The sequence below is a fragment of the Hydrogenophaga intermedia genome (assembly GCF_000723405.1).
Taxonomy (GTDB): Bacteria; Pseudomonadota; Gammaproteobacteria; order Burkholderiales; family Burkholderiaceae_C; genus Hydrogenophaga; species Hydrogenophaga intermedia.
In genome coordinates, this window is sequence record NZ_CCAE010000003.1 from 115,629 (window position 1) to 140,530 (window position 24,902).

The 24,902-nt window shown below is 69.8% G+C and carries 21 protein-coding genes; 4 read left to right on the plus strand and 17 right to left on the minus strand.

Annotated features, from left to right (window positions below):
- Nucleotides 1–3: 3 nt before the first annotated feature.
- Both BN948_RS03465 and BN948_RS03470 read left to right on the plus strand, forming a co-directional pair.
- Complete coding sequence (locus BN948_RS03465) at nucleotides 4–561, plus strand: 4-hydroxylaminobenzoate lyase (RefSeq protein WP_009516803.1); 558 nt, start codon at nucleotides 4–6, stop codon at nucleotides 559–561.
- Nucleotides 558–1,247, plus strand: a complete 690-nt coding sequence (locus BN948_RS03470) for a nitroreductase (protein WP_009516804.1) — start codon at nucleotides 558–560, stop codon at nucleotides 1,245–1,247. The genes BN948_RS03465 and BN948_RS03470 overlap by 4 nt, the downstream gene beginning before the upstream one ends.
- 71 nt (nucleotides 1,248–1,318) lie before the next feature.
- Here the strand turns inward: BN948_RS03470 and BN948_RS03475 are convergent, their stop codons facing one another.
- The 4 genes from BN948_RS03475 to BN948_RS03490 all read right to left on the minus strand — a co-directional run bounded on the left by BN948_RS03475 (nucleotide 1,319) and on the right by BN948_RS03490 (nucleotide 8,138).
- Nucleotides 1,319–2,722 (minus strand): efflux transporter outer membrane subunit, encoded by a 1,404-nt coding sequence (locus tag BN948_RS03475; RefSeq protein ID WP_009517349.1) that lies wholly within the window; start codon nucleotides 2,720–2,722, stop codon nucleotides 1,319–1,321.
- 11 nt (nucleotides 2,723–2,733) lie between these two features.
- Nucleotides 2,734–5,958 (minus strand): efflux RND transporter permease subunit, encoded by a 3,225-nt coding sequence (locus tag BN948_RS03480; protein ID WP_009517348.1) that lies wholly within the window; start codon nucleotides 5,956–5,958, stop codon nucleotides 2,734–2,736.
- A 29-nt stretch (nucleotides 5,959–5,987) separates the two neighbouring features.
- Nucleotides 5,988–7,220, minus strand: a complete 1,233-nt coding sequence (locus BN948_RS03485; RefSeq protein ID WP_009517347.1) for an efflux RND transporter periplasmic adaptor subunit — start codon at nucleotides 7,218–7,220, stop codon at nucleotides 5,988–5,990.
- Nucleotides 7,221–7,313: 93 nt separating this feature from the next.
- Complete coding sequence (locus tag BN948_RS03490) at nucleotides 7,314–8,138, minus strand: alpha/beta hydrolase (protein ID WP_009517346.1); 825 nt, start codon at nucleotides 8,136–8,138, stop codon at nucleotides 7,314–7,316.
- Between the two features lie 122 nt (nucleotides 8,139–8,260).
- Between BN948_RS03490 and BN948_RS03495 the strand changes: the two genes are divergently transcribed.
- A complete protein-coding gene (locus tag BN948_RS03495; protein ID WP_009517344.1) occupies nucleotides 8,261–9,172 on the plus strand; it encodes a LysR family transcriptional regulator in 912 nt (303 codons plus the stop codon).
- A gap of 507 nt (nucleotides 9,173–9,679) precedes the next feature.
- Here BN948_RS03495 and BN948_RS03500 read toward each other — a convergent pair.
- From BN948_RS03500 to BN948_RS03550, 11 genes are all read right to left on the minus strand, one after another.
- The gene (locus tag BN948_RS03500; RefSeq protein ID WP_009517343.1) at nucleotides 9,680–10,558 is read right to left on the minus strand and encodes a sugar phosphate isomerase/epimerase family protein; all 879 of its coding nucleotides are present in this window, start codon (nucleotides 10,556–10,558) and stop codon (nucleotides 9,680–9,682) included.
- Entirely contained in the window at nucleotides 10,558–11,742 is a 1,185-nt protein-coding gene (locus BN948_RS03505) for a dihydrodipicolinate synthase family protein (RefSeq protein ID WP_009517342.1), read from the minus strand. Before BN948_RS03505 ends, BN948_RS03500 begins: the two co-directional genes overlap by 1 nt.
- A 1-nt stretch (nucleotide 11,743) precedes the next feature.
- Nucleotides 11,744–12,919, minus strand: coding sequence for a Gfo/Idh/MocA family protein (locus BN948_RS03510; RefSeq protein ID WP_009517341.1), 1,176 nt, complete (start codon nucleotides 12,917–12,919; stop codon nucleotides 11,744–11,746).
- Nucleotides 12,920–12,961: 42 nt separating this feature from the next.
- Nucleotides 12,962–13,933: a tripartite tricarboxylate transporter substrate binding protein gene (locus tag BN948_RS03515; RefSeq protein ID WP_009517340.1), complete on the minus strand. Its 972-nt coding sequence runs from the start codon at nucleotides 13,931–13,933 to the stop codon at nucleotides 12,962–12,964.
- A 154-nt stretch (nucleotides 13,934–14,087) separates the two neighbouring features.
- Nucleotides 14,088–15,443 (minus strand): enolase C-terminal domain-like protein, encoded by a 1,356-nt coding sequence (locus tag BN948_RS03520; RefSeq protein WP_009517339.1) that lies wholly within the window; start codon nucleotides 15,441–15,443, stop codon nucleotides 14,088–14,090.
- Nucleotides 15,440–16,270: a sugar phosphate isomerase/epimerase family protein gene (locus tag BN948_RS03525; protein WP_009517338.1), complete on the minus strand. Its 831-nt coding sequence runs from the start codon at nucleotides 16,268–16,270 to the stop codon at nucleotides 15,440–15,442. The genes BN948_RS03520 and BN948_RS03525 overlap by 4 nt, the downstream gene beginning before the upstream one ends.
- On the minus strand, nucleotides 16,267–17,766 hold the full coding sequence (locus tag BN948_RS03530; protein ID WP_009517337.1) for a tripartite tricarboxylate transporter permease: 1,500 nt from the start codon (nucleotides 17,764–17,766) through the stop codon (nucleotides 16,267–16,269). The genes BN948_RS03525 and BN948_RS03530 overlap by 4 nt, the downstream gene beginning before the upstream one ends.
- 12 nt (nucleotides 17,767–17,778) lie before the next feature.
- Entirely contained in the window at nucleotides 17,779–18,273 is a 495-nt protein-coding gene (locus tag BN948_RS03535; RefSeq protein ID WP_009517336.1) for a tripartite tricarboxylate transporter TctB family protein, read from the minus strand.
- An 18-nt stretch (nucleotides 18,274–18,291) separates the two neighbouring features.
- Nucleotides 18,292–19,299, minus strand: coding sequence for a Bug family tripartite tricarboxylate transporter substrate binding protein (locus BN948_RS03540; RefSeq protein WP_009517335.1), 1,008 nt, complete (start codon nucleotides 19,297–19,299; stop codon nucleotides 18,292–18,294).
- Between the two features lie 80 nt (nucleotides 19,300–19,379).
- Nucleotides 19,380–20,030: a TetR/AcrR family transcriptional regulator gene (locus BN948_RS03545; protein ID WP_035620430.1), complete on the minus strand. Its 651-nt coding sequence runs from the start codon at nucleotides 20,028–20,030 to the stop codon at nucleotides 19,380–19,382.
- Nucleotides 20,031–20,138: 108 nt separating this feature from the next.
- On the minus strand, nucleotides 20,139–20,534 hold the full coding sequence (locus BN948_RS03550; protein WP_009517333.1) for a DUF4148 domain-containing protein: 396 nt from the start codon (nucleotides 20,532–20,534) through the stop codon (nucleotides 20,139–20,141).
- A 220-nt stretch (nucleotides 20,535–20,754) separates the two neighbouring features.
- On the opposite strand from BN948_RS03550, the gene BN948_RS03555 reads away from it, so the two are divergent.
- Entirely contained in the window at nucleotides 20,755–23,502 is a 2,748-nt protein-coding gene (locus tag BN948_RS03555; RefSeq protein WP_009517332.1) for a cation-translocating P-type ATPase, read from the plus strand.
- A gap of 12 nt (nucleotides 23,503–23,514) precedes the next feature.
- Here BN948_RS03555 and BN948_RS03560 read toward each other — a convergent pair whose 3' ends face one another.
- On the minus strand, nucleotides 23,515–24,018 hold the full coding sequence (locus BN948_RS03560) for a flavodoxin family protein (RefSeq protein ID WP_009517331.1): 504 nt from the start codon (nucleotides 24,016–24,018) through the stop codon (nucleotides 23,515–23,517).
- Nucleotides 24,019–24,022: 4 nt separating this feature from the next.
- Nucleotides 24,023–24,814, minus strand: coding sequence for a cyclic nucleotide-binding domain-containing protein (locus tag BN948_RS03565; RefSeq protein WP_009517330.1), 792 nt, complete (start codon nucleotides 24,812–24,814; stop codon nucleotides 24,023–24,025).
- Between the last annotated feature and the right edge of the window lie 88 nt (nucleotides 24,815–24,902).

Consider the following 24,902-nt stretch of genomic DNA (forward strand, 5'->3'; position numbering starts at 1 on the left):
ACGATGCAACCGGACACCGACATCCGCGAACGCGATGAACTCATCGCGTGCTGCCTGCCCTTCCTGGCCGAGGTGAAGGACATGACGGCCGGCACCGAGGTCGAGCGCTGGCTCAATGAACAGCGCGGCCCGGGCAGCGCGCTCTACGACACGCTCGCAAAACTGATCAAGCGGGGCGTGGAGGACGGCTGGGCCGCCAACGTCGAGATCGACGGGCCCATCTACCGCCGCAGCCGCCTGCTCGAACCCTCGGCACGCACGCACCACTTCAGCATCACCGCCGTGTACATGGACAGCCGGGGCAACACGCAAGGCAACCCCGAGGGCAGCTACCGCGGGCAATACCACGCGCACCCCTATGGCGAATTCAACATGGTGATCCCCGTGACGCCGGGCGCCGCGCTGGCGGGTCCCAACGGCTGGTGCGAAGCGGGCTGGACCGCGCCGCCGCCCGGCAGCCACCACTACCCCGAGGCCAAGGGCGGCGCGGTGATCGCGCTGTTCTTCCTGCCGGCCGGACGCATCGCGTACCACCCGGCGCCGGGCGAGGACGCGCCATGACACCGTCAGTGGCCGAATCCGCAGCATGCCTCGACGGCCTGCTGCGCTCGCGCTGCTCGGTGCGCGCGTTCCGCGACGAAGCCGTGCCACGCGAGACGGTACTGGAGATCCTGCGCGTGGCCGGCCGTGCACCCAGCAACTCCAACACCCAGCCCTGGCGGGTCCACGCGCTCGCGGGCGAAGCGATCCGCGAGCTGGAGGCCGCGATCACTGCTGTCTTCGACAGCGGCCAACTGCCGCCGCCGCACCACTTTCCTGCGCCCTTGCCGGACGAATACGGCGCGCGCCAGGCCGACTTCGCCGCGCGCTACTACCAGGCCCTGGGCATCGACCGCACCGACGCCGCCGCTCGCACCCGCCAGACGCGGCGCAACTTCGGCTTCTTCGGTGCGCCGGTGGGCCTCATCTTCAGCATCGACGCCTGCCTGAAGCCGCACAGCTGGCTGGACCTGGGCCTGTACCTGCAGAGCGTGATGCTGGCCGCGCGCTCGCGCGGGCTCGACACCTGCCCGCAGGTGAGCTTCGCGCCGTACCACGCGGTGATCGCGCCGGTGCTGGGACTGCCCGAGGGGCAGGTGACGGTGTGCGGCATGTCGCTGGGCTACCGCGATGAGCGGGCGCCGGTGAACGGGCTCCAGATGCCCAGGCGGGACGTGAGCGAGTTCGTGCGGACGATGGGGTTTTGAGGAGAGCCTCATTGGGCGGCGGACATGGCCCCATATTGGTGGGGCCATGTCCGCCGCCCGCGGCCTGATCGTCAAGCGTCAGCCCATCCCCCACCCAACGCCCGGATCAGCCGCACCGTCGCCTGCTGCTGCGCCGCCTCCACCCGCTGCGCCTGCCGGCGGTTGAGCAGTTCGTTTCGACGCGCGTCCAGCAGTTCGAGCTGGCTCACCAGCCCGTTGCGGTAGCGCGTTTCCGAGATGGCGCTGGCGCGTTGCGCGGCACTCACCGCGCGGCCTTGCGCCAGCGATTGCTCGTGCAGCAGGCGCAGGGAAGACAACTGGTCCTCCACCTCGCGCAGGGCGTTGAGCACCTGGCCGCGGTACTGGGCCGCCACCGCGTCGAACTCGGCTTGCGCGTTCTGCACACCGGCCTCGCGCCGGCCGCCGTCGAACAGCGGGAGCGAAAGCAGCGCGCCCACGCCCCAGGAGCGCGCGGACCACTGGAACAGATCACCCAACTCCGGCGAGGCAAAGCCCGCCGCGCCGGTGAGCGACACGCGCGGGAACCAGGCCGCCTGGGCCACGCCCACGCGCGCCTGCGCGGCCAGCAGCGAGGCCTGCGCCGCGGCAACGTCGGGCCGGCGCGCGAGCACGGTGGCCGGCACGCCGGGCGGGATCACCGGCAGCGCGCGCGCCGTGGCGGTGGGGGCCAGCGCGAAGCCCGAGGCGGGCTCGCCCAGCAACACGGCTAGCGCGTGTTCCAGCTCGGCGCGTGTGCGCTCCAGCGCGATGACCTCGGCCTCGGTCGCGGCCTGCTCGGTCTGGATGCGGATGACGTCCAGCTCGGCCACGTCACCGGCCTCGAAGCGGCGCTGCGTCAGGCGCAGGGTGTCGGTGTAGGCGGTGGCGGTGTCCTGCATCAGGGCGCGCTCGGTGTCGGTGGCGCGCAGGGCCAGGTAGGTCTGCGCCACCTCGGCCTGCACCAGCAGGCGCGTGCTTTGCAGCAGGGCCTCGCGCGATTGCGCGTCCAGTGAAGCGGCGTCCTGCGCGCGCGAGAGGCGGCCGAACAGGTCCACTTCGTATGAGAGGTTCAGGCCGGCCTGCAGCAGCGTGGCCGGCGTCGAACCATTCGCGGTGTTGGCGCCCGCGCCACGGTCCGCCGAGGCGCCCGCGCCGATCTGCGGCGCGCGGTCGGCCTGCGCGCCTCGCAACAGCGCGCGCGCCTGCGCCAGCCGTGCGGCGGCCTGCTGGATGTCGGTGTTGCCGGCGCCCGCGCGCTCGATCAGTTCATCGAGCACGGGGTCGTTGAAGGCTTTCCACCAGGTGCCGCGGCTGCGTGCCTCGGCGGGTTGGGCGATGGTCCAGCGCTCGTTCTGGCGCAGTTCCTTGAACTGCGGCGGTGTGTCCACGGCCTTGGGCAGGGTCGGCAGCGCGGTGGCGCAGCCGGCCAGCACCAGCGCGGCGGCCAGCGGCAGGAGGCGGTTGAATGCTTTCATGGTCGGTTCCTTCAATGCGTCAGCGGGGCCGCGGGCAGGGGGCGCACGTCGGCGCCGCCGCTGGCAAAGCCCTCGAAGTGGGGCGTCTCGCCGTGTTGGCGCAGGGGGCGGTTGCCCGTCAGTTGGCGCAGCAGCACGTAGAACACCGGCGTGAGGAAGAGGCCGAAGGCGGTGACGCCGATCATTCCGGCGAACACGGCCACGCCCATGGCCGAGCGCATCTCGGCGCCCGCGCCGGTGGCCAGCACCAGGGGCAGTACACCCATCACGAAGGCCAGCGAGGTCATGAGGATGGGGCGCAGGCGCAGGCGGCTGGCTTCGATGGCGGCCTGGATCGGCGTGCGGCCGGCGAACTCCAGCTCGCGCGCGAACTCCACGATCAGGATCGCGTTCTTCGCCGACAGCCCCACCAGCACGATCAGCCCGATCTGCGTGAACACGTTGTTGTCGCCGCCGTCGAGCCACACCCCCGTCATGGCCGCGAGCAGGCCCATGGGCACGATGAGGATGATGGACAGCGGCAGCGTCAGGCTCTCGTACTGCGCGGCCAGCACCAGGAACACCAGCAGGATGGCCAGCGGGAACACCCACAGCGCCGAGTTGCCGGCCAGGATCTCCTGGTAGGTGAGCTCGGTCCACTCGTAGCCGATGCCCGAGGGCAGCGTTTCGGCGGCGATGCGCTCGATGGCGGCCTGGGCCTGGCCCGAGGAGAAGCCGGGCGCGGGCCCGCCGTTGATGTCGGCCGAGAGGTAGCCGTTGTAGCGCATGGCGCGCTCGGGGCCGAAGGTGGAATCGACCTTCATCAGCGCCGACAGCGGGATCATCTCGCCACTGGTGGAGCGCACCTTGAGCAGGCCGATGTCCTCGGCGCGGGCGCGGTAGGGCGCGTCGGCCTGGGCGCGCACGCTGTAGGTGCGGCCGAACTGGTTGAAGTCGTTGACGTACAGGCTGCCGAGGTAGATCTGCATGGTGTCGAAGATCTCCGTCACGGGCACGCCGAGCTGGCGCGCCTTGGTGCGGTCGATGTCGGCGTAGAGCTGCGGCACGTTGACCTGCCAGCTCGTGAACATGCCGGCCAGCTCGGGCGTCTGGTAGGCCTTGGCCATGAAGGCCTTCACCGCCGCGTCCATGGCTTCGTAGCCGAGGGATGCCTTGTCTTCCAGCTGCAGCTTGAAGCCGCCCGTGGTGCCCAGGCCGGCCACCGGCGGGGGCGGGAACATCACCACGAAGGCGTCCTGGATCTCGCCATAGGCCTGGTTCAACTGGCCCGCCACGGCGGCGCCGCTCTGGTCGGCGTTCTTGCGCTCGGCGAAGGGCTTGAGCGTGGCGAACACGATGCCGGCGTTGGAGCTGTTGGTGAAGCCGTTGATGGACAGGCCAGGGAAGGCGATGGCGTCCTCCACGTTCGGGTTCTGCTTGGTGATCTCGCCCATGCGCTGGATCACCTCGTCGGTGCGGTCCAGCGTGGCGCCGTCGGGCAACTGCGCGAAGCCGATGAGGTACTGCTTGTCCTGCGCGGGCACGAAGCCGCTGGGCACGGCCTTGAACAGGCCGACGGTGAGCGCCGCGAGCGCGAGGTACATCGCCATCATCAGCGCCTTGCGGCCGACGACGCGTCGCACGCCGCCGCTGTAGGACTCCGCGCCCCGGTGGAACACGCGATTGAAGGCGCGGAAGAAGCCGCCGAACACGCGGTCCATGCCGCGCGTGAGCGCGTCCTTCGGCTCGTGGTGGCCCTTGAGCAGCAGCGCCGCGAGCGCGGGCGACAGCGTCAGCGAGTTGATCGCCGAGATCACCGTGCTGATGGCGATGGTGACCGCGAACTGCTTGTAGAACTGGCCCGTGAGGCCGCTGATGAAGGCCAGAGGCACGAACACAGCCACCAGCACCAGGGCGATGGCGATGATGGGGCCCGAGACCTCGCGCATGGCGCGGTAGGTGGCTTCGCGCGGGCTCAGCCCGGCCTCGATGTTGCGCTCCACGTTTTCCACCACCACGATGGCGTCGTCCACCACGATGCCGATGGCCAGCACGAGGCCGAACAGCGACAGCGCGTTGATGGAGAAGCCCAGCAGGTGCAGCACCGCGAAAGTACCCACCACCGACACCGGCACGGCCAGCAGCGGGATGATGGACGCGCGCCAGGTCTGCAGGAACAGGATCACCACCAGCACCACGAGCGCGATGGCTTCGAGCAGGGTGGTGATCACCGAGTCGATGGAGGCGCGCACGAACTGCGTGGGGTCGTAGGCGATGCGGAACTCCACGCCCTCGGGCATGTGCTGCTGCAGCTCGGCCATGGTGGCGCGCACCTGGGCCGAGATCTCCAGCGCGTTGGAGCCCGGGGCCTGGAACACGCCCATGCCCACGGCGGGCTGGTTGTTCAGCAGGGAGCGCAGCGAGTAGTCGGCCGCGCCCATCTCCAGGCGTGCCACGTCGCGCAGGCGCGTCACCGCGCCGTCGGTGCCGCTCTTGATGATGATGTCGCCGAACTCCTCCTCGGTCTGCAGGCGGCCCTGCGCGTTGACGGAGAGTTGCAGGTCCACGCCGGGCAGGCCGGGCGAGGCGCCCACCACACCGGCGGCGGCCTGCACGTTCTGGCCTCGGATGGCGGCCACCACGTCACCGGCCGAGAGGCCGCGCTGCGCGACCTTCTGCGGGTCCAGCCACACGCGCATGGCGTAGTCGCCGCCGCCGAAGATCTGCACCTGGCCCACGCCTTCGATGCGCGCGAGCCGGTCCTTCACGTTCAGCACCGCGTAGTTGCGCAGGTAGTTGATGTCGTAGCGGTCGTTGGGCGAGACCAGGTGCACGACCATGGTGATGTCGGGCGAGCTCTTGACGGTGGTCACGCCCAGGCGGCGCACCTCCTCGGGCAGGCGCGGCTCGGCCTGCGAGACGCGGTTCTGCACCAGCTGCTGGGCCTTGTCCGGGTCGGTGCCCAGCGCGAAGGTCACGGTCAGCGTCATCACGCCGTCGGTGGTGGCCTGGCTGCCCATGTAGAGCATGCCTTCCACGCCGTTGATGGATTCTTCCAGCGGCGTGGCCACGGTTTCGGCGATGACCTTGGGGTTGGCGCCCGGGTACTGGGCGCGCACCACCACGGAGGGCGGCACCACCTCGGGGTACTCGGAGATGGGCAGGCCGCGCAGCGCGACCAGGCCGGCGATCAGGATCAGCAGCGAGAGCACGCCCGCGAAGATCGGCCGGTCGATGAAGAATTTGGAGAGGTTCATGTTGTTCTCTTCACTCGGTGCGCCCGGGCTCAGGACTTGGCCGCGGCCAGTTTCTGAGTGGCATCGGCGCGCGCGTTCATCGGCACGGGCTGCGGCTGCACCACGGCACCGGGGCGCACGCGTTGCAGGCCGTTGACGACGATGCGCTCGCCGGGTTTGAGGCCTTCGGTGACGCTGCGCAGGCCATCGACCGGCGCACCCAGCTTCACCTCGCGGTACTCGGCCTTGTTGTCTTCGCCCACCACCATCACGAACTTCTTGTCCTGGTCGGTGCCGATGGCGCGTTCGCTCACCAGCAACTGCCGGTCGCTGCGCGGTTGCGCCATGCGGATGCGCGCGAACTGGCCGGGCATCAGCGCGCCGTCCTGGTTGTCGAAGACGGCGCGCACGCGCACCGTGCCGCTGCGCGGATCGACCTGGTTGTCGATGAGCTGGAGGCGACCGGTGAAGGGCGTATCGTCGCTGCCGGCCGTGCCCATCTGCACGGCGATGCGCTCGATGGCGGCGCGCGCGCTGGCGCCGCCCTGGTTGAGCCCTTGCAGCGCACGCGCCACGGTCTGCTCGTCGGCGTCGAAGCTCGCATAGATGGGGTTCACCGACACCAGTGTGGTGAGCACCGGCGCGCCGGGACCGGCCGCGACCAAGTTGCCCACCGTCACGTCCACCTTGCCGATGCGCCCGGCCACCGGTGCGCGCACCTGGGTGTAGCCCAGGCTCAGGCGCGCGGTCTGCACTTGCGCCTGCGCGGCCAGCAGGTTGGCCTCGGCCTCGCGCAGCGCGTTCTGGCGGTCGTCGAGTTCGCGCTGGGCGATGGCCTTGTCTTCCCAGAGGCGCTGCGAGCGCGCGAATTCGCCCTTGGCGTGGCTCAGGCGGGCCTGCGCGGCGCTGGCCTGCGCCTCGGCGCGCGCCACCTCGGCGGCGTAGGGGGCGGGGTCGATGGTGACGAGCAGGTCGCCCTTCTTCACCAGTGCGCCTTCGCGGAAATGCGTGGCCAGCACGGCACCGGCCACGCGCGAGCGGATGTCCACGCGCTCCACCGCCTCCAGGCGGCCAGAGAACTCGTCCCAGGTGGTCGCGTCGCTTTCGGCGACGGTGGCGACCGACACGGGCATGGGCGGCGGCGCCGCATCGGCGGGTGCGCTGGCCTGCGCGGTCATCGCCTGCTGGGCGATCACGAACACGGCAGCCGAGATGGCGGCCAGGACGGCGGTGGGCAGGAGGATGCGGCCGAGGGCGGAAGGCTTGGCGGACGGGCGGAACATGGTGAGGTCCTTTTTGAGGGCGAACGGGGCCGCCCCCGGCGGATGGCCGGGGTTGGCGTTTCTGGGAAAGGGGAAAGCGGAGCGGGTCGTCCGTCAGGACGGCGGCGGCATCGCGGCCTGGAAGAAGGCGCGCAGGTGCTCCCGCGCCTCGTTGGCGCAGGGGCATTCGCCAACCAGCGGCTCGGCCAGCGAGTCGGGCCAGCCGGTGCCCTCGCCGAGCACGCGCGACACCACCGCAATGCCGGCACCGCGCAGGCGCTCGGCGTAGGCCAGGGCCTCGTCGCGCATGGGGTCGTCGGCACCGGTGAGCACCAGTGCGGGCGGCAGGCCCGCCAGGCGCTGCGCCAGGCCGGGCACGGCGTAGGGGTGTTCGGCGTCCATGGGGCCGCGCAGGTACTGCTTCCAGCCCTCGGCCCATTTGCATTCCACGCAATCGCCCAGGGTCTGGCGCAGCGAAGCGGTGGCGTTGCACGGGTCCAGCATGGGCGCGACAAGGATCTGCCCGGCCAGCGGCGGGTGCGCGCGGTCGCGCACCATCAGCGCCATGGCGGCGGCGAGGTTGCCGCCGGCTTCTTCACCGGCGACGAACAGCGGGGCGTCCTTGCCGGCCAGTTTCGAGCGCTGCTTGTACAGCCACTCCAGCGCGGCGTAGCCGGCCTCCAGGGCTTCGGGGAAACGGTGCTCCGGCGCCAGGGGGTAGGCCAGCGAAGCCACCACCGCGCCCGAGCCGGCCAGCAGCTCAGCCAGGCAGGCGCCGCTGTCCAGGTCGCCCGAGACGAAGGCGCCGCCGTGAAAGTGCAGCACCAGCGGCAGCGCACCGCCGCGCGGCTTGCGGCCCAGCACGCGCAGCGTGAGCGCAGCCTGGCCCGGCACCGACAGCGTCTGCACCGGCAGGGGGGAGGTGGCAGTTGAATCCATGTCGGCGACTATAGGCACATCGATCGTGCGGAAAAAGCGGTTTGCACACACCGCTCTGTTTCCGGCGCGTGAACAATCGCGCCGCAACAATCGCTGCACATCACAAGACAGGAGTTGAGGGAATGGACCAGTTGCAATCGATACGCGTGTTCGCGCGCGTGGTGGAGGCCGGCACCTTCACCAAGGCGGCGGAATCGCTGGACCTGCCCAAGGGCACGGTGACCAAGCTGGTGCAGCACCTGGAGTCGCGCCTGAAGGTCAAGCTGCTCAACCGCACCACGCGGCGCGTGACAGTGACGCCCGATGGCGCCGCCTACTACGAGCGCACCGCGCGCCTGCTCAACGACCTCGACGACGTCGAGGCCAGCATGACCAACGCGCAGGCCAAGCCCAGCGGGCGGCTGCGGGTGGACGTGGGCACCTCGGTGGCGCAGTACATCATCATTCCCGCGCTGGCGGACTTCTACCGCCGCTACCCCGACATCCAGCTCGACCTGGGCGTGACCGACCGCCCGGTGGACCTGATCACCGACAACGTGGACTGCGTGATCCGCGGCGGCGAGCTGCAGGAGCAGTCGCTGGTGGCGCGGCGCATCGCCAACCTGCCGCTGGTGACGGTGGCCTCACCGGCCTACCTGAAGGCGCACGGCACGCCCACGCACCCCGAGCAACTGGAGACCGATCACACGATGATCAATTACTTCTCCACGCGCACGGGGCGCATGTACCCGAACGAATTCCACAAGGACGGGCAGAAGCTGGAGATCTCGGGGCGCTACAAGCTCTCGGTGAACGAGAGCAACGCCATGACGGCCGCTCTGTTGGCCGGCCTGGGCGTGGCGCAGACGGGCAGCTTCGTGGCCATGCCGCTGATCGAGCGCGGCGAGCTGGTGCGGGTGCTGGAGGAATGGGCCTGCGAGACCATCCCGGTGTACGTGGTGTACCCGCCCAACCGGCACCTCAGCGCCAAGGTGCGGGCCTTCGTGGAGTGGGCGGCGGAGCTGTTTGCGAAGCAGCCGCACATGGGAAGGTGAGGGGGGTGGCGCTTCGTTTCGCGCCTCTGCTTCGCGAGGGCCGCTGGTGTGTGTGCCCGTTCTCCGGCCCACGCTCGCGCAGAGGCGCCCGAGCGCTTGGACAGGGTTGGCGTCACCGCCGTGGTTGGCGCGCCCCCTCTGTGGCAAGCGCGAATGGGGCCTGCGCCCGGGCACCCACACCATCGGCCCCAGTAGCGCACTGGCCAGCCAAAGAAGACCGGACTTCCCTGGCTCGGCGATTAAATGGAATCTGACCCCAATTAAGAAGGGGGCCCGCATTTCTGGTGGGGCGCTCGGGTGTCACTCTCGACGGATGGTGGGGTTCGCGGGCGCAGGCCCCATTCGCGCTTGCCACAGAGGGGGCGTGCCAACAGCGGTGTTGACGCAGGCCCGGTGGAGCGCACGGGAACATCTGCGCGAGCGTGGGCCGGAGAACGCGGACCACGCCAGCCGTCAGCGCGAGGACATCGCGCGAAAGTCAGCGCGAGGACGTGGAACGCACGAACCTCACACCACGCCGCGGTGCCTCTCGATGCAGGTCTTCAGCACCTCGTCGTGCTCCTTTTTCCACCAGTTGCCGGTGGAGAAGATCTCCACCTCGCTGAAGCCTGCGAAGCCCTGCGCCTCCACCCAGCCGCGGATGCGCGGGATGTCGATCACGCCGTCGCCCATCATGCCGCGGTCGTTGAGCAGGTCGGTGGTGGGCGTGAGCCAGTCGCACACGTGAAAGGCCAGCAGGCGCTCGCGGCCGGCGCGTTCGATCTGCGCCTGTAGCTTCGGGTCCCACCACACGTGGTACACGTCCACCGCCACGCCCAAGGCACCGCTCTTCGACGGGTCCAGCGCGTCGCACACGTCCAGCGCCTGTTCCATGGTGTTGATGCAGGCGCGGTCGGCCGCGTACATGGGGTGCAGGGGTTCGATGGCGAGCGGCATGCCGCTCTTCTTCGCGTAGTCCAGCAATTCGGCGATGCCCTCGCTCACCTGTTGTCGCGAGCGCGCGATGTCCTTGTGCGCCGCCTGGCCGGCCAGCGCGCCGGGCAGCGCGCCCACCACCAGCACCAGGCAGGGCGCGCCCAGTTCGCAGGCCTCGTCCACGGCGCGGCGGTTGTCGTCGCGCGCGGCGGCCAGGCCGGAGGCGTCCACGGCCGGGAACATACCGCCCCGGCAATAGCCCGAGAGCTTCAGGCCCAGGGCCTTCACCTGCGCGGAGATGGTCTTCAAGCCCGCGGCGGCCACCTGGTCGCGCCAGGGCGAGATGGCCTGGATGCCGTGGCGCGCCACGGCGTCCAGGATCTGAGGCAGCGGCAGGTCCTGGCCGCGGCTCTTGCGCACCGTGGCGGTGTTGATGGACAGCCAGCGGTGGTCTTGCGAGAAGTCGCGCATCACTCGACTCCGTGCAGGGCCAGCAGGGTCTTCATGCGGCGCACCGCCAGTTCGGGCTGCTCCAGCAGGTTGGCCGCGTCGGCCAGGCGGAACAGCTCGGCCAGGTGCGGCAGCGAGCGCGTGCTCTGCTGGCCACCCACCATGGTGAAGTGCTTTTGGTGGCCGTTGAGCCAGGCCATGAAGACCACCCCTGTTTTGTAGAAGCGCGTGGGCGCCGCGAAGATGTGGCGCGACAGCGGCACCGTGGGGCCGAGGATGTCGTGGAACCTCGTGGTGTTGCCTTGCGCGAGTTCGCCGAGCGCGGCGGCGGCGGCGGGCGCGATGGCGTCGAAGATGCCGAGCAGCGCATCGCTTTTGCCATGCGTGGGCTCGCTGCCGACGCCATCGCCCGCGATGAGTTCGGCGTAGTTGAAGTCGTCGCCGGTGTACATGCGGACACCCGCCGGCAGGCGCCGGCGCATGGCGATCTCCTTGTCCTTGTCGAGCAGGGAGATCTTGATGCCGTCCACCTTGTTCGCGTGCGCGGCGATGATGCCGAGCGCCGTGTCCATCGCCGCGTCCAGGTCCTTCGTGCCCCAGTAACCGGCGAGCGCGGGGTCGAACATGTCGCCGAGCCAGTGCAGCACCACGGGCTGCTTCGCCTGGCTCAGCACGCGGTCGTAGACGCGCTCGTAGTCGGCCGGCCCCTTGGCAACGCGCGCCAGCGCGCGGCTGGCCATCACGATGAGCTTGCCGCCGAGCTTTTCGATCGCGGCCATCTGCTCTTCGTAGCCGGCGATGACCTCGTCGACCGTCTTCACGTTCTCCAGCACCAGGTGGTCGGTGCCGCAGCCGCTGGCCACGAGTGCGCCAGGCACGTCCCTCGCCGCATCGAGCGAGCGGCGGATGAGTTCCAGCGAGGTGGGCCAGTCCAGGCCCATGCCGCGCTGCGCGGTGTCCATGGCCTCGGCCACGCCCAGGCCCAGCGACCACAGCCGCTGGCGGTAGGCGATGGTGGTGTCCCAGTCGATGGCGCATTGCAGCCAGGGGTCGATGGCCGCGAGCGGGTCGGCCACCACGTGGGCGGCCGAGTAGGCGATGCGGTTGAACTGGACGCCGGGCGCGGGCTTCACCGGCGCGCTGCCACGCAGGGTGTAGGCCGCGAGCGCGCCCGAGGCGGTGGGCAATTGCAGAGAGAGCGCCATGTCAGACTTTCAGCGGGGGCACGTCGACCCAGCGGCGTTCTTTCCAGCTCTCCAGTGCAGCCTCGACGAGTTGCACACCCTTGGCGCCTTCGGGCAGGGTCCACTGGTAGGGCGCGTCTTCCACCACGTGGCGGATGAAGTGCTCCCACTGGATCTTGAAGCCGTTGTCGTACACCTGCGTGTCCGGCACGTCCTGCCACTGTTCGCTGAAGTTCATGGTGTTCTTCACGTCCGGGTTCCACACCGGGCGCGGCGTGTTCACGCGGCTCTGCGCCTTGCAGCCGGTCAGCGTAGCCACGGCCGAGCCGTGCGTGCCGTCGACGTGGAAGGTCACCAGGTCGTCGCGGTTCACGCGCGTGGCCCAGCTCATGTTGAGTTGGGCGATGACGGGTTCGCCGTTGTGGCCGGTGAGCTCGGCCGTGGCGTAGGCCGCGTCGTCGGCGGTGCACTCGTAGGGCTGGCCGGCCTCGTCCCAGCGCTTGGGGATGTGCGTGGTGCCGATGCAGGTGAGCGCCTTCACCTCGCCGAACAGGTTGTCCAGCACGTAGCGCCAGTGGCACATCATGTCCAGGATCATCCCGCCGCCGTCTTCCTTGCGGTAGTTCCAGCTTGGGCGCTGAATGGGCTGCAGGTCGCCTTCGAACACCCAGTAGCCGAACTCCAGGCGCACGCTGAGCATGCGGCCGAAGAAGCCGGCGCGGCGCAGCATGTCGAGCTTGCGCAGGCCGGGCAGGAAGAGCTTGTCCTGCACGGCGCCGTGCTTGAGGCCCTGCTTGAGCGTGGCCTCCTGCGCCAGGCGCGCGATCTCCACCGCCTCGTTCAGGTTGGTGGCGATGGGCTTCTCGCAGTACACGTGCTTGCCCGCGCGGATGGCCTTGGCCAGCAGGGTGGGGCGCATCTGCGTGGTGCCGGCATCGAAGAACACCGTGTCGGCCGGGTTGGCCAGCGCGGCGTCGAGGTCGGTGCCCCAGCGCGAGATGCCGTGGGCCTTGGCCAGGGCCTCGATCTTCTCGGCGTTGCGGCCGATGAGGATGGGGTCGGGCATGACGCGGTCGCCGTTGGAGAGGGCCACGCCACCTTGCGCGCGGATGGCGCAGATGGAGCGGATGAGGTGCTGGTTCATGCCCATGCGCCCGGTCACGCCGTGCATGATGAGGCCGAGTGTCTTGACTGCCATGTGAGCGTCCTTGTGCTGTCGTGTCGTGCGAAAGAAGTGGGGTCAGTTCGTGGCCAGCAGGCCGGCGGCCTTCACCACGGCGGCGTTGCTCTTGATCTCGTCCTGGATGTAGGCGTCGAAGGCCTCGGGCTTGAGCGTCCAGGCGTCGGCGCCGAGCTTGAGGAAGCGCTCCTTCACCTCGGGCGTGGCCAGGGCCTTCACCACCTCGTCGTGCAGGCGGTTGACGATCTCGCGCGGCGTCTTGGCCGGCGCCATCATCCCGATCCAGAAGTTGAATTCGGAGCCGGGCACGCCGGCCTCGGCGGTGGTGGGCACGTCGGGCAGGGCGCTGGCGCGGCGCGGCGAACCCACGGCCAGGGCGAGCAACTGGCCGTCCTTGATCTGGCCGATGACGGGCGCGATGGGCGAGAAGTAATAGTCCACGCGGCCCGCGAGCACCTCGGTCACCGCATCCGCCGAGCCCTTGAAGGGGATGTTCACCGCGTCGATCTGCGCGGCCAGCTTGAACTTCTCGGCGTTGAGGTGGGTGGCGCTGCCCTGGCCGGCCGAGGCGAAGTTCATCTTGCCGGGGTTGGCCTTGGCGTGCGCCACGAGCTGCGGCAGGGTCTTGAGGTTCTTGCTCGGCGCGATCACCAGCACGTTGGGCGTGGAGGAGATCGGCGTGATGCCGGCGAAGTCGCGCGCGGTGTCGAAGGGCAGCTTCGCGAAGGTGGACGGGCTGACCGTGTGCGAGGACGAGTGAATCATGATGGTGTAGCCATCGGGCGCGGCCGAGGCCACCGCCGCCTGGCCGATGGTGCCGCTGGCGCCGCCCCGGTTGTCCACGATCACCGGCTGGCCCAGGCTCTGGCTCATCTTGTCGGTGATGGCGCGGGCGATGATGTCCGTGGTGCTGCCGGCACCGAAGGGCACGATCACGCGGATCGCCTTGTTCGGGTAGGCGCTTTGGGCGGCGGCGCTCAGGCTCAGCGCCAGGGTGGTCACGGCCAGGGCCGCGGCACGAATCAACTGCATGTCTTGTCTCCGGGTGGTGAGGGCTTTAATTCACTGTTCGGTGAATTGATGGGATTATGGGGTTCTGGAGATCGGCAATCAACAGGGGTGAATGTGCTGAATACTAGGGATTTCCCTAGGTTCTCAATGGCATCAATTAAACGAATGGTTAATTTCAAGCCATGACCTGCAGGCTTCGCCACTGCGGCATGGCCGCGCTGGCGAAGCCCGGCGTGTGCAGGGAGCGCAGGTCGAGCCGGCCGTCGCGCACGGCCAGGTGAGGGCGGCCGGCGGTGTTGTCGTAGAAGCCCGCGTGGGCTGTGGCGAAGGCCTGGGCCTCCTCGGCCGGCGCGCTGCCGAAGCCGTCGACGTAGTGGTGCCCGTTGCGTTCGATGTGGCGCACGCCCAGGCTGGCCGCCAGCAGCGTGTCCTGCTGCACCGCCAGGCCGGCCTGGCAGGTGAGGTCCTCGCCCGAGAGCAGCAGGCGCGGGTCCTGCGCGATGCGCCGCGCGTTGCGCAGCGATCGGTAGATGCCCTTGCAGGCCTTGCTGGAGATGCCGCGGTAGCCCAGCGCCAGGCCCTCGTCGAGCGCGCTGGCGTGGTCGTCGGACTCGTCCAGGATCACCGGCACCTCGATGCCCAGCGGCGCGATGGATTCGTTCAGCGCCACCGCGCGCGCCAGGGGCTGCTCCAGTAGCAGCGTGCGGTGCAGCAGGTCGGCCAGTTCGCGCTGGCCGCGCAGCGCGTGCCAGTAGGCGCCCAGGCTGGCGGCGTCGGCAAAGGTCTCGTTGCCGTCCAGCGTGACGCGGTGGTCGGGCGCGTGCGCGCGCAGCACGGCGGCGATGCGCGTGAGGCGATCCACGTCCGCGTCGAGGCGACCGCTGAGCTTGAGCTTGAAGTGGTGCAGGCCGTAGCGGCGGATGGCGGCCTCCAGCGTGGCCGGCAGGCCGTCGCCAGGGTCGGTGCCGGGGTCGTCCTCGTTCAGGCGGTCGGCCAGGCCCACGGTGTGGCGCAGCACCACCTGGTCGGGACGCGAGAGGGTAAGGCCCGCGCTCCAGGGATCGCCCAGCACACCGGCGCGCAGGCCGTCCACCCAGCCCAGGCCCGCCGCGCGCAGGGCCGCGTCGGCCACGGCCTTGTCCAGCAGCGCCGCGCCGAACTGCGCGGCCAGGCGCGGCAGCCCGCGCGACACCGACACCACGATGGCCGCTTCGCCGCCCGACTGCGCGTGCGCGAAGGGCGTGAGCGCATCGCGCCCGGCCAGCAAGGCCTCGCGCGCGTTGCGCAGCGACTCGCGCAACTGCTCGAAGTTCTGCTCGTGCGTGAGGGCGGGGGACTTGTCGAACCACTTGGGCACCATCAGCTCGGCGCCGGCGCCTTCCACGCGGCGGCCCTCGGCCTCGGCGTGCACGCGCACGAAGGCCTGCGGGCACTGCGTGACCGTGGCCGCGCCGAAGCGAAAGGGCAGGCGCAGCGTGACGTGGCGCTCGTACAGCTCGATTTCGTGCAGGCGCAGGTTCAGACCACTCATGTCAAGGATTTCCAGAGGTCATGCACATGCCTCGCGCTGGCCTCGGCGCAGGCCGGGCCGTCTGGCACGTAGTCGAAGGGTTCCACGGCCACCCAGCCGGCGTAGGCCGTGTCTTTCAGCACCTGCAGCACGGGGCGTTGGTCGGTGTCGCCTTGGCCGGGGCCGCGGCGGTTGCGGTCGTTCAGTTGCAGGTGCGCGATGTGGCCGCTGGCCAGGTAGCGGCGCAGCACCTCGTGCACGGGCTCGGTTTCGTTGTGCGAGGCGGCGCTCACGTCGAGCATGGTGCGCAGCGCGGGCGAGCCGATGCGGTCCACCAGCGCGGCGGCCTCGGCCACGGTGTTGATCACCGGTGTCTCGAAGCGGCCCAGGGGCTCGACGCAGTAGACGACACCGGCGCTGGCCGCGTGCGGCGCGAGCGTGGCCATGGCGTCCTCGAAGCGCGCGAGCGCGTCGGCCAGGCTCTGACCGGGGCCAGGGGAGCGCTGGTGCGGCGAACCGTGCACCAGCACGCGCGCGCCGCAGGCGGCGGCGATGTCGATGAGGTGGCGCAGCAGGTCCAGCGTGCGCTGGCGAAGTGAAGCGTCATCGCTCACCAGCGACAGGCCCTCGGGTTTCACCAGCAGCCAGTGCAGGCTGCTGACGGACAGGCCGTGCGCATGCGCCGTGTGGCGCCACTGGCGCGCGTCGGCGGTGCTCAGCGTGGTGGGGTCCTCGGCCAGCGTGAAGGGCGCGATCTCCAGCGCCCGGTAGCCCCAACGGGCCGCGGCCTCGCACTGCGCCGCCAGCGGCAGCGGGCGCAGCACCTCGTTGCACAGCGAGAGCTTCATGCGGCTGCGCGCTGTGGGCGTGGTCGCCGGTACAACGCCCACACCCGCCAGGCGATGGTGGCGAAGATCAGTGCCGCCACGGCGCCCGCGATGGGCCGCGTGAAGAAGGGCGTGAGGTCGCCGTCGGAGAGGATCAGCGCGCGCCGCAGGTTCTTCTCCAGCAGGTCGCCCAGCACGATACCCAGCACCAGTGGCGCCATCGGGTAGCCGTAGTGCCGCAGCGCGAAGCCGATCAGGCCGAAGGCCAGCATCACGTAGACGTCGAACAGCCGGCCCGCGATGGCGAAGCTGCCCACCGAGCAAAGCACGAAGATGATGGGCACGATCAGGTGCTGCGGCACGCGCAGCACCTGCACCAGCGCCTTGGTGAGCACGAGGCCGTAGATGAGGATGCCGACGGTGGCGAACAGCATCATGGCCACCACGTCGTACACGAAGGAGGGGTTCTCCACCATGATCAACGGGCCCGGCTTGACGCCGTGGATGATCATGGCGGCCATCAGCACGGCGGCCGGCGCCGAGCCCGGAATGGCCAGCGTGAGCACCGGGATCATGGCGCCCGGCACGCAGGCGTTGTCGCCGGTCTCGGCGGCCATCAGGCCTTCCACCGAGCCCTTGCCGAACTTCTCCTTTTCCTTGCTCGCGCGCTTGGCGGCGGCATAGGACGACCAGGCCGCCACGTCTTCACCCACGCCGGGCACCACGCCCACGCCGGTGCCGATGAGCCCCGAGCGCAGGATGGTGCGCCAGTACTGGAACACGTCGCGCAGCTTGGGGATGACGGTGTCGAAGGCGCTGATCTTCACCGGCGCCTGGCGCGCGCGCATGTTGGTGAGCAGCTCGGCGAAGCCGAAGGCGCCCACCAGCGCGGGCACCAACTGGATGCCACCCGCGAGATCGCGCACGCCAAAGGCAAAGCGCTCGTAGCCGTACTGCGGCTCCTGCCCGATGGTGGCCACGAACAGGCCCGCGATGCCGGCGATCCAGCCCTTGAGCGGGTCGTCGCCGGTGAGCGTGCCGGCGATGATCACGCCGAACAGCGCGAGCCAGAAGAACTCGTAGGCGCCGAACTTCAGCGCCAGCCCGCCCAGCACCGGCGTGAGCGTGGCCAGGAAGAACATGCCGATCAGCGTGCCCATCACCGAGCCCGTGGTGGCGATGCCCATGGCGCGGCCAGCCATGCCTTGGCGCGCAAGCTGGTAGCCGTCCAGGCAGGACGCGGCCGACGCTGGCGTGCCCGGAATGTTGAGCAGGATGGCCGAGCGCGAACCGCCGTAGATGGAACCCACATAGGTGCAGATCAGGATCAGCAGCGCCTGCGAGGGCGGCAGCTTGAGCGTGAGCGTGGTCACCAACGCCAGCGACATGGTGGCGGTGAGCCCCGGCAGCGCGCCCATCACCACGCCCACTAGCGAAGCGAGCAGCGCCAGGCCGATGGTGGCGGGCGCGGCGAAATTCGCGATGGAGTGGCCGAAGAGGATCAGTCCGTCGAACATGCGGTGGGGATCTCAGGGAAGCCGGACGAGGAAGATGTACTGGAACACCCAGGTGACCACGGCGGAGGTGATCACGCCAGCCAGCAGCGCCACCACCAGGCGCCGCGTGCGGGCTTGTTCAGGCGGCGCGTACAGCGCGACGAAGGCCGCGACGAACAGCGCCGTGGCCAGCCAGAACGGCAGCCGGCCGATCAACACCGCCGCGTAGAGGAGCGTGAGCGCCAGCGTGGTGGAGATGCGGCCATTGAGCAGGGGCGCCGTGGCGCCGTCGGCCGCGGCGGTTTCATGCCGCCGCCGCGCCCAGCCGCGCATCATCAGCACCAGGCCCAGCAGCACCAGCGTGCCGCCCAGCAGGGCCGGCACGAAGCCGGGCATGGCGTAGAGCTGCGCGCCCATGGACTCGAAGCGCTCCATGCGCCACGAGCCGATCAGGATCAGCAGGCCAAAGCCCACCCAAGCCGCGCCGCCCCGCAGATCGGAGCGGGCGGTGGTTCCACCCTCGGTCATGTTGTGGCCCGTGAGCGATCAGGGCTTCGGAATGCCCACGGTGTCGGGCGACACCTTGGCCTTGCCGGCGGCCTGCTGTGTCCAGGCGTAGGACTGCACGGCGGGGAACACGGCCTTCTGCGCCTCCTCACCCGCCATCGGCGCGAACATGGCGCCGCGCGACTGCGCGTACTTCTTCAGCGCCTCGTTCTTCACCATCTCGGTCGCCCAGATGCGGTTGAGCGTCTGCGCCACCTCGGGCGGCGCGGCCTTGGGCACGAAGACGCCGAAGTAGTTGATCGGGTCCTTGAAGCCCGGAATGAACTGCGACAGCGGCGGGATGGTGCCGTAGCCCTCGATCTCGATCGACTTGTCGCCCACCACCGCCAGCGGGCGGATCTTCTTGGCGCGGATCATGTCGGTCTGCTCGGCCGCGAGCTGTGTGGTCACCTGCGTCTCGCCCGAGGCGGCAGCCACGGCGGCGGGCGCGCCACCGTCGTAGGTGACGTGCTTGTAGGTGACGCCGGCCGCGCGTGACAGGGCCTCGATCGCCGAGTGGCCGCTGGAGTTCACGCCGGCCGTGGCCACCGAGACCGAGCCCGGGTTGGCCTTCATGGCCTTGAGCAGGTCGTCCATGGTCTTGTACGGCGTGTCGGCGTTGACGCCGACCACCGCGATGTGCGCCACGTTCAGGTAGAGGTTCCAGTCGCTGATGGACGTGTCCAGCATGCCCAGCACCTTGTAGGTGCCCAGGTCCTTGGCGCCGCCGGCCGTCCAGGTGTAGCCGTCGGCCGGCGCGGCCAGGGCGTTCTTGGTGCCCACCGAGCCCGAGGCGCCGGGTTGGTTGAGGATGACGATTTTCTGGCCCAGGTGCTTCTCCAGCTCGGCCGCGGTCACGCGCGTGACCTGGTCGGTGGAGCCGCCGGGCGCCCAGGGCACGATCAGCGTGATCGGGCGGTCGGGCTTCCACTGGGCGAAGGCGCCGCCAGCGGCGGCAGCGAGCAGGGAGGCGATGAGCAAGTGGCGCAGCGGCCGGGTGGTGGTCATGCGAGGTCTCCTGGGCGGTTTAATTAACTGAACAGTTAATGCTAGAAACCGCTCCCCCCGCCGTCAAGGCGCCCGCCGCCTCAGCTTCTCAGGACATACCCTAGGATCACGTCGCACATGTGGGAGAGGCGTTCGTTGAGCGCCTTGGGGGCCATCAGGTCGCGTCCGAAGATGGCCGACAGCGTGTGGTTGTTCGACAGGTAGAAGTAGGACAGGCCGGCGATGGAGACGTAGAGCTGCACCGGGTCGACACCGCCGCGGAAGCTGCCGTCGGCCTGGCCGCGCTCGATGATGTCCTGCAGCATGTGCACCAGCGGCGAGTTCAATTCCCGTGCGCGATCGGACTGCGCCAGGTGCCGCGCCTTGTGCAGGTTGGCGCTGTTGAGCAGGGTGAGGAACTCGGGGTGATCGAGGTAGTACTGCCAGGTGAACTCCACCAGGCGGCGCAGCGCCACCTCGGGCTTGAGGTGCACCAGGTTGAGCTTGTCTTCCTCTTCGCGGATGTGGTGGTAGGTCTGCTCCAGCACGGCCTGGAACAGCCTTTCCTTGTCCTCGAAGTAGTAATAGATCAGGCGCTTGTTGAGCCCCGCGCGCTCGGCGATGCGGTCCATGCGGGCGCCGCCCAGCCCATGCTCGGAGAACTCGTCGCGCGCGGCGATCAGGATGGTGGCCTGCGAGCGATCGGCGTCGCGCAGACGCTCTTCAGGGACCGGTGGGGTGGACTTGCTCACGCGCTGTAATTCTCTAACGAGTTAATAAAGGCAGTATCGCCGAACATGGGCACGGAGCGTAAAAGAAAACGGCCCCGAAGGGCCGTCTGTCGTGGGGCGGGTGATCGCTCAGTTGGCGGTCACGGCGCTGCCGGATTGCACCAGTTTCTCGCCACCGGCGGCGCGCAGGCCGGCGGTGCGGATCTGCTCGATCTGGGCGGGCGTGGCCACCGGCAGGATCTCGCCGCGGGCGATCAGGCCCAGGCGCTGGGCTTCGGCGGCTTCGGCGCGCACTTGCGCACGGCTCAGGCCGCTGACGGCCACTTGCTCTTGCACCGGCACGATTTCGCCGCGGGCGACCAGACCGGCCTGGTTGGCTTGCACGGCCTGGGCTTGCACTTCGGCGCGGCTCAGGGTCGACTGGAAGTTGAAGACTTCATTGCCTTCGATGGGGCCTTCGGCGAAGGCGGCACCGGCGCCAAGGGCGAGGGCGATGGACAGGGCGAGGTTTTGAGCGGTTTTCATGGTAATTCCTTGAAGATGACGGGTCGTTGATGGGGTTTGTCTGTCAATGCCGTTTTCTGTTTGGCATGGGGTGTACTTTAGGGTTTTCCCTGATCGAGAGAAACAGCGCCGTGGACAACAGACTGTTTCGGAATCTGCAACGGTGCCCGCGCCACGTGGCATTTGCACCGGTTTGACGGTCGTCAATCGCGCCCCGCCCCCTCATGCCTAGAGTGCGCCGATGAACCCCATCACCGCCGCGCCCGACTGGCACACGCTGAGCGCCGCCGAGGCCTTGGCGCGCCTCGACGTGGACCCGGCCGCCGGCCTGACGGCGGCGCAGTGCCGGGAGCGCTTCGCGCGCCACGGTCCCAATGCCCTGCCATCGGCGCCGCCGACGCCGCTCTGGCGCGCCTTCGCGCACCAGTTCGCCAGCCCGCTGGTCGCCATCCTGTTCGTGGCGGCGGCGCTCAGCGCGGCGCTGGGACACGCCGGTGACGCGCTGGTGATCCTGGGCGTGGTGGTCGCCAACGCGCTCATCGGCTGGCTGCAGGAAGGGCGCGCCGAGCGCTCCATGGCGGCGCTGCAGCGCCTGTCGCTGTTGCAGGCAAGGGTGCGGCGGGGCGGCGTGGAGCAGACGCTGCCGGCGGCCGAACTGCTGCCGGGTGACCTGCTGCTGCTGTCGGCAGGCGACGCGGTGGGGGCGGACGCGCGCCTGGTCGAGCAGACGCGCCTGCAGGCGGCCGAGGCCGCGCTCACCGGCGAGTCGGTGCCTACGGGCAAGGCCCTGGCACCGTTGCCAGCGGCCACTGGCCTGGGTGAGCGGCGCAACATGGTGTTCGCGGGCACGCACATCACCGACGGGCGCGCCTTGGCCGTGGTGGTCGCGACGGGCGTGCACACCGAGGTCGGCCGCATCGCGCGCCTCACGGCCGACGCGGCGGAGCCGGCCACGCCCCTGCAGCAGCGGGTGCAAGGCTTCGGCCGTGCCTTGGTGATGGCGGCTTTCGTCCTGTTCGCTCTGGTGCTGCTGCTGGGTCTGTGGCGCGATCTGCCACTGGGCGAGGTGCTCACGGTGGCCATCGGGCAGATGGTGTCCACGGTGCCGGAGGGCCTGCCCGTGGCCATGACCATCGCGCTCGCGGTGGGCATGCAGCGCATGGCGCGCCAGGGCGTGATCATCCGCCGCCTGAGCGCGGTGGAGACGCTGGGCTCGACAACGGTGATCTGCAGCGACAAGACGGGCACGCTCACGCTCAACCAGATGACGGTGACGCGGCTGTGGTTGCCGGGCGGCGCGGGCGCGGCCGCACAGGTCGTCGAGGTCTCGGGCAGTGGCCATGCAACGGCAGGCGAGTTGAGCGAGGGCGGGCGCCCGCTGGCTGCGCCGGGCCCCGCCCTGATGGCGCTGCTGCGCGCGGCGGTCTTGTGCAACGACGCGCGGCTGGCACCGCCGGGCGAAGGCGCAGGCGCCGGTGTCGACGCCGAAGGTGGCTGGCGCGTCATCGGCGACCCGACGGAGGGGGCGTTGCTGGTGCTCGCGTGCAAGGCCGGTGTGGACGTGAATGCCTGGCGCGCGTCATGGCCGCGCGAGGCCGAACTGCCCTTCGATGCGGATGCGCGGCTCATGGCCACGCGACACCGCGGCCCCGACGGCCGCCAGCGTGTGCTGATCAAGGGCGCTCCCGAGGCCGTGCTGCGCCTGTGCGGCGGCGAGCCAGCGGCCTTGCGGCAGGCCGCGCGCGCCGAAGCGGAGGCGCTGTCCGCGCAGGCCCTGCGCGTCTTGGCCTTCGCCGAAGTGACTGCAGCGTCGCGCACCGATGGCACGTACGACGAACCGGCCGGGGCGTTGGCGCTCGACCCCGCCGATGGCTTTGACGCGCTCGCGGGCCACGCGCGCCTGTTGGGCCTGGCGGGCCAGACCGATCCGCCGCGCGACGGCGCGCGCGAGGCGGTGGAGGCCTGCCGCGCGGCGGGCATCCGTCCACTCATGCTGACCGGCGACCATCGCCTCACCGGCCTGGCGGTGGCGCGCCGACTGGGCATGGCGCGCGAGGGCGATCGCGCCGTCGATGGCGACGAGCTCGAACGCATGGGCGAAACGGAGTTGCGCGATGCCTTGCCGGGCATCGCCGTGTTCGCGCGCGTGCAGCCGGCGCAGAAACTGCGCATCGTCGAGGCCCTGCAGGCGAATGGCGAGGTGGTGGCCATGACCGGCGATGGCGTGAACGACGCCCCGGCGCTGGCGCGCGCCGACATCGGCGTGGCCATGGGCCGCAGCGGCACCGAAGTGGCCAAGAGCGCGGCGCGCATCGTCATCACCGACGACAACTTCGCCACCATCGTTCGCGCGGTGGAACAAGGCCGCGTGGTCTACGCCAACCTGAAGAAGCTCATCCTCTACCTGTTCGCGACCGCGGTGGACGAGATCGCCATCCTCGTACTCGCCCTGTTGGCGGGCTACCCGCTGCCGCTGCTGGCCGTGCAGATCCTGTGGATCAACATCGTGACCGAGGGCACGCTCACGGTGAACCTGGTGATGGAGCCGGCCGATGGCGATGAGATGCGTCGCCGGCCGGTGCCACGCGATGAGCCGCTGCTGGACAAGGCGCTGTTGCGCCGCGTGGTGCTCATGGCCGGCACATCCGCCGCCGTGGGTTTTGGCTGGTTTGCTTGGCGGTTGGGCACCGGCATCGACCTGGCCACGGTGCGCACCGAGACCTTCACGCTGGTGGCCATGTGCCAGTGGTTCAACGCGCTGAACTGCCAGTCGGCCACGCGCAGCTCATTGGGCCCGGCGCTGTGGCGCAACCCCTGGCTGTTCAGCGGCCTGTTGCTGTCGGTGCTGCTGCAACTGGCGGTGCTGTACCTGCCACCGCTGGCCGCTCTGCTGCACACGGAGCCGCTGCCGGTGTCCGTCCTGCTGCAACTGCTGGCGCTGGCCAGCGCGGTGCTGTGGGTGGAAGAGCTGCGCAAGGCGATGCGCTAGCCGGTGCACCCGTCACACCATCGCGGCTTTCGGGCGCGTGTTCGCGTGGCCGGGCTGAAGCTGTTCGCCGAACTCGATCAAGCGCGTGGTGCCGCTGCCGGTTTCCACCTCGCGCGCCGTCAGGGCCAGGGTCGCGATCGGCGTTTTTCCGGTGAGCTGCCGCACCTCGGCAAAGGCGTTGGACGCACCGGCCGAACCCATGGTCACCACCACCGCCACGCGGCGCAGGCGATGCTCGTGCAGGAAACTGCGCATGGGCCCGGCGAGCCGGTACATCCAGATCGGTGCCACCAGCACCACGGTGCGGAACTCCTCGGGCACCGGGCCCGAATAGCGGATGCGCGGACGCCGCTCCAGCAGCGAATCGAGCACGCAGCGCCAAGTGCCTCGCGCACCGGCGCGAGGGTGCCGGTCCTCGATGGTGCCCAGCGGCCAGCCGTGTTGCGAGGCGAGCAGTTGCGCCGCGCGGCGCGACACGCCGCTGTACGAGTAGCTGATGACGAGTATGCGGTCCATGGTCTCAGGCGGGTGTTTCGTAGCTCGCGCGCAGGCCATCCGCATCGACGATCTCGATCTGCCGGCGGTGCACCGTCACAAAGCCCTGCCGCGCCAGCGAAGACAGGCAGCGGCTCACCGTCTCCAGCGTCGCGCCCAGGTAGCTGCCGATTTCCTCGCGCGTCATGCGCAACTGGAACTCGCGCGCGGAGTAGCCACGCTCGCTCAGGCGCTGCGACAGGTTGAGCAGGAAGGTGCCCACGCGCTCCTCGGAGCGCGTGTTGGCGATCAGCGCGGCCATGCGCCGTTCGCGCACCAACTCCATGCTCAGCGCCTGGGTGAGGCGGTGCAGCACGAAGCGGCTCTCGCCCGCGGCCTCGCTGACGTCGGCCAGCGGCAGCACGCAGACCTCGGCGTCTTCGATGGCACGCACCGTGCAGGGCTGCGCGCCGTCGGCCAGGCCCTCGAAGCCGAACAGTTCACCCGGCAGATGAAAGGACATCACCTGCTCGCGTCCATCGCGCAAGCCCGTCACCGACTTGAAGCTGCCGAAGCGCACCGCGTAGAGGTACTCGCTGCGATCGCCCTGGCGGAACACGGCCTGGCCCTTGCGCACCCGCCGCCGCGCGATGTGCGTGCGCTGCAGGGGAGGCGGTGCCCCGGGTTCGCCCCAGGAGGGCAGGCAGAAGCCGCGCATGATGCAGGTACCGCAAGCGTCGTTCGCGATGGTGTCGCCATCGGTGGCCGGGGCGTGCACATTGGCAGGCGCCACCGGATCGCTGCAGTGGATCGTTCGGGACGTGACAGGCCATTCCATGGGGAACTCCAGGGGCTTGCGCCGCAGGCGGGGTACGCCGGTCAACCCACCATAGGCCTGTCCGCGCCGCCTGGCACTGACACAGATC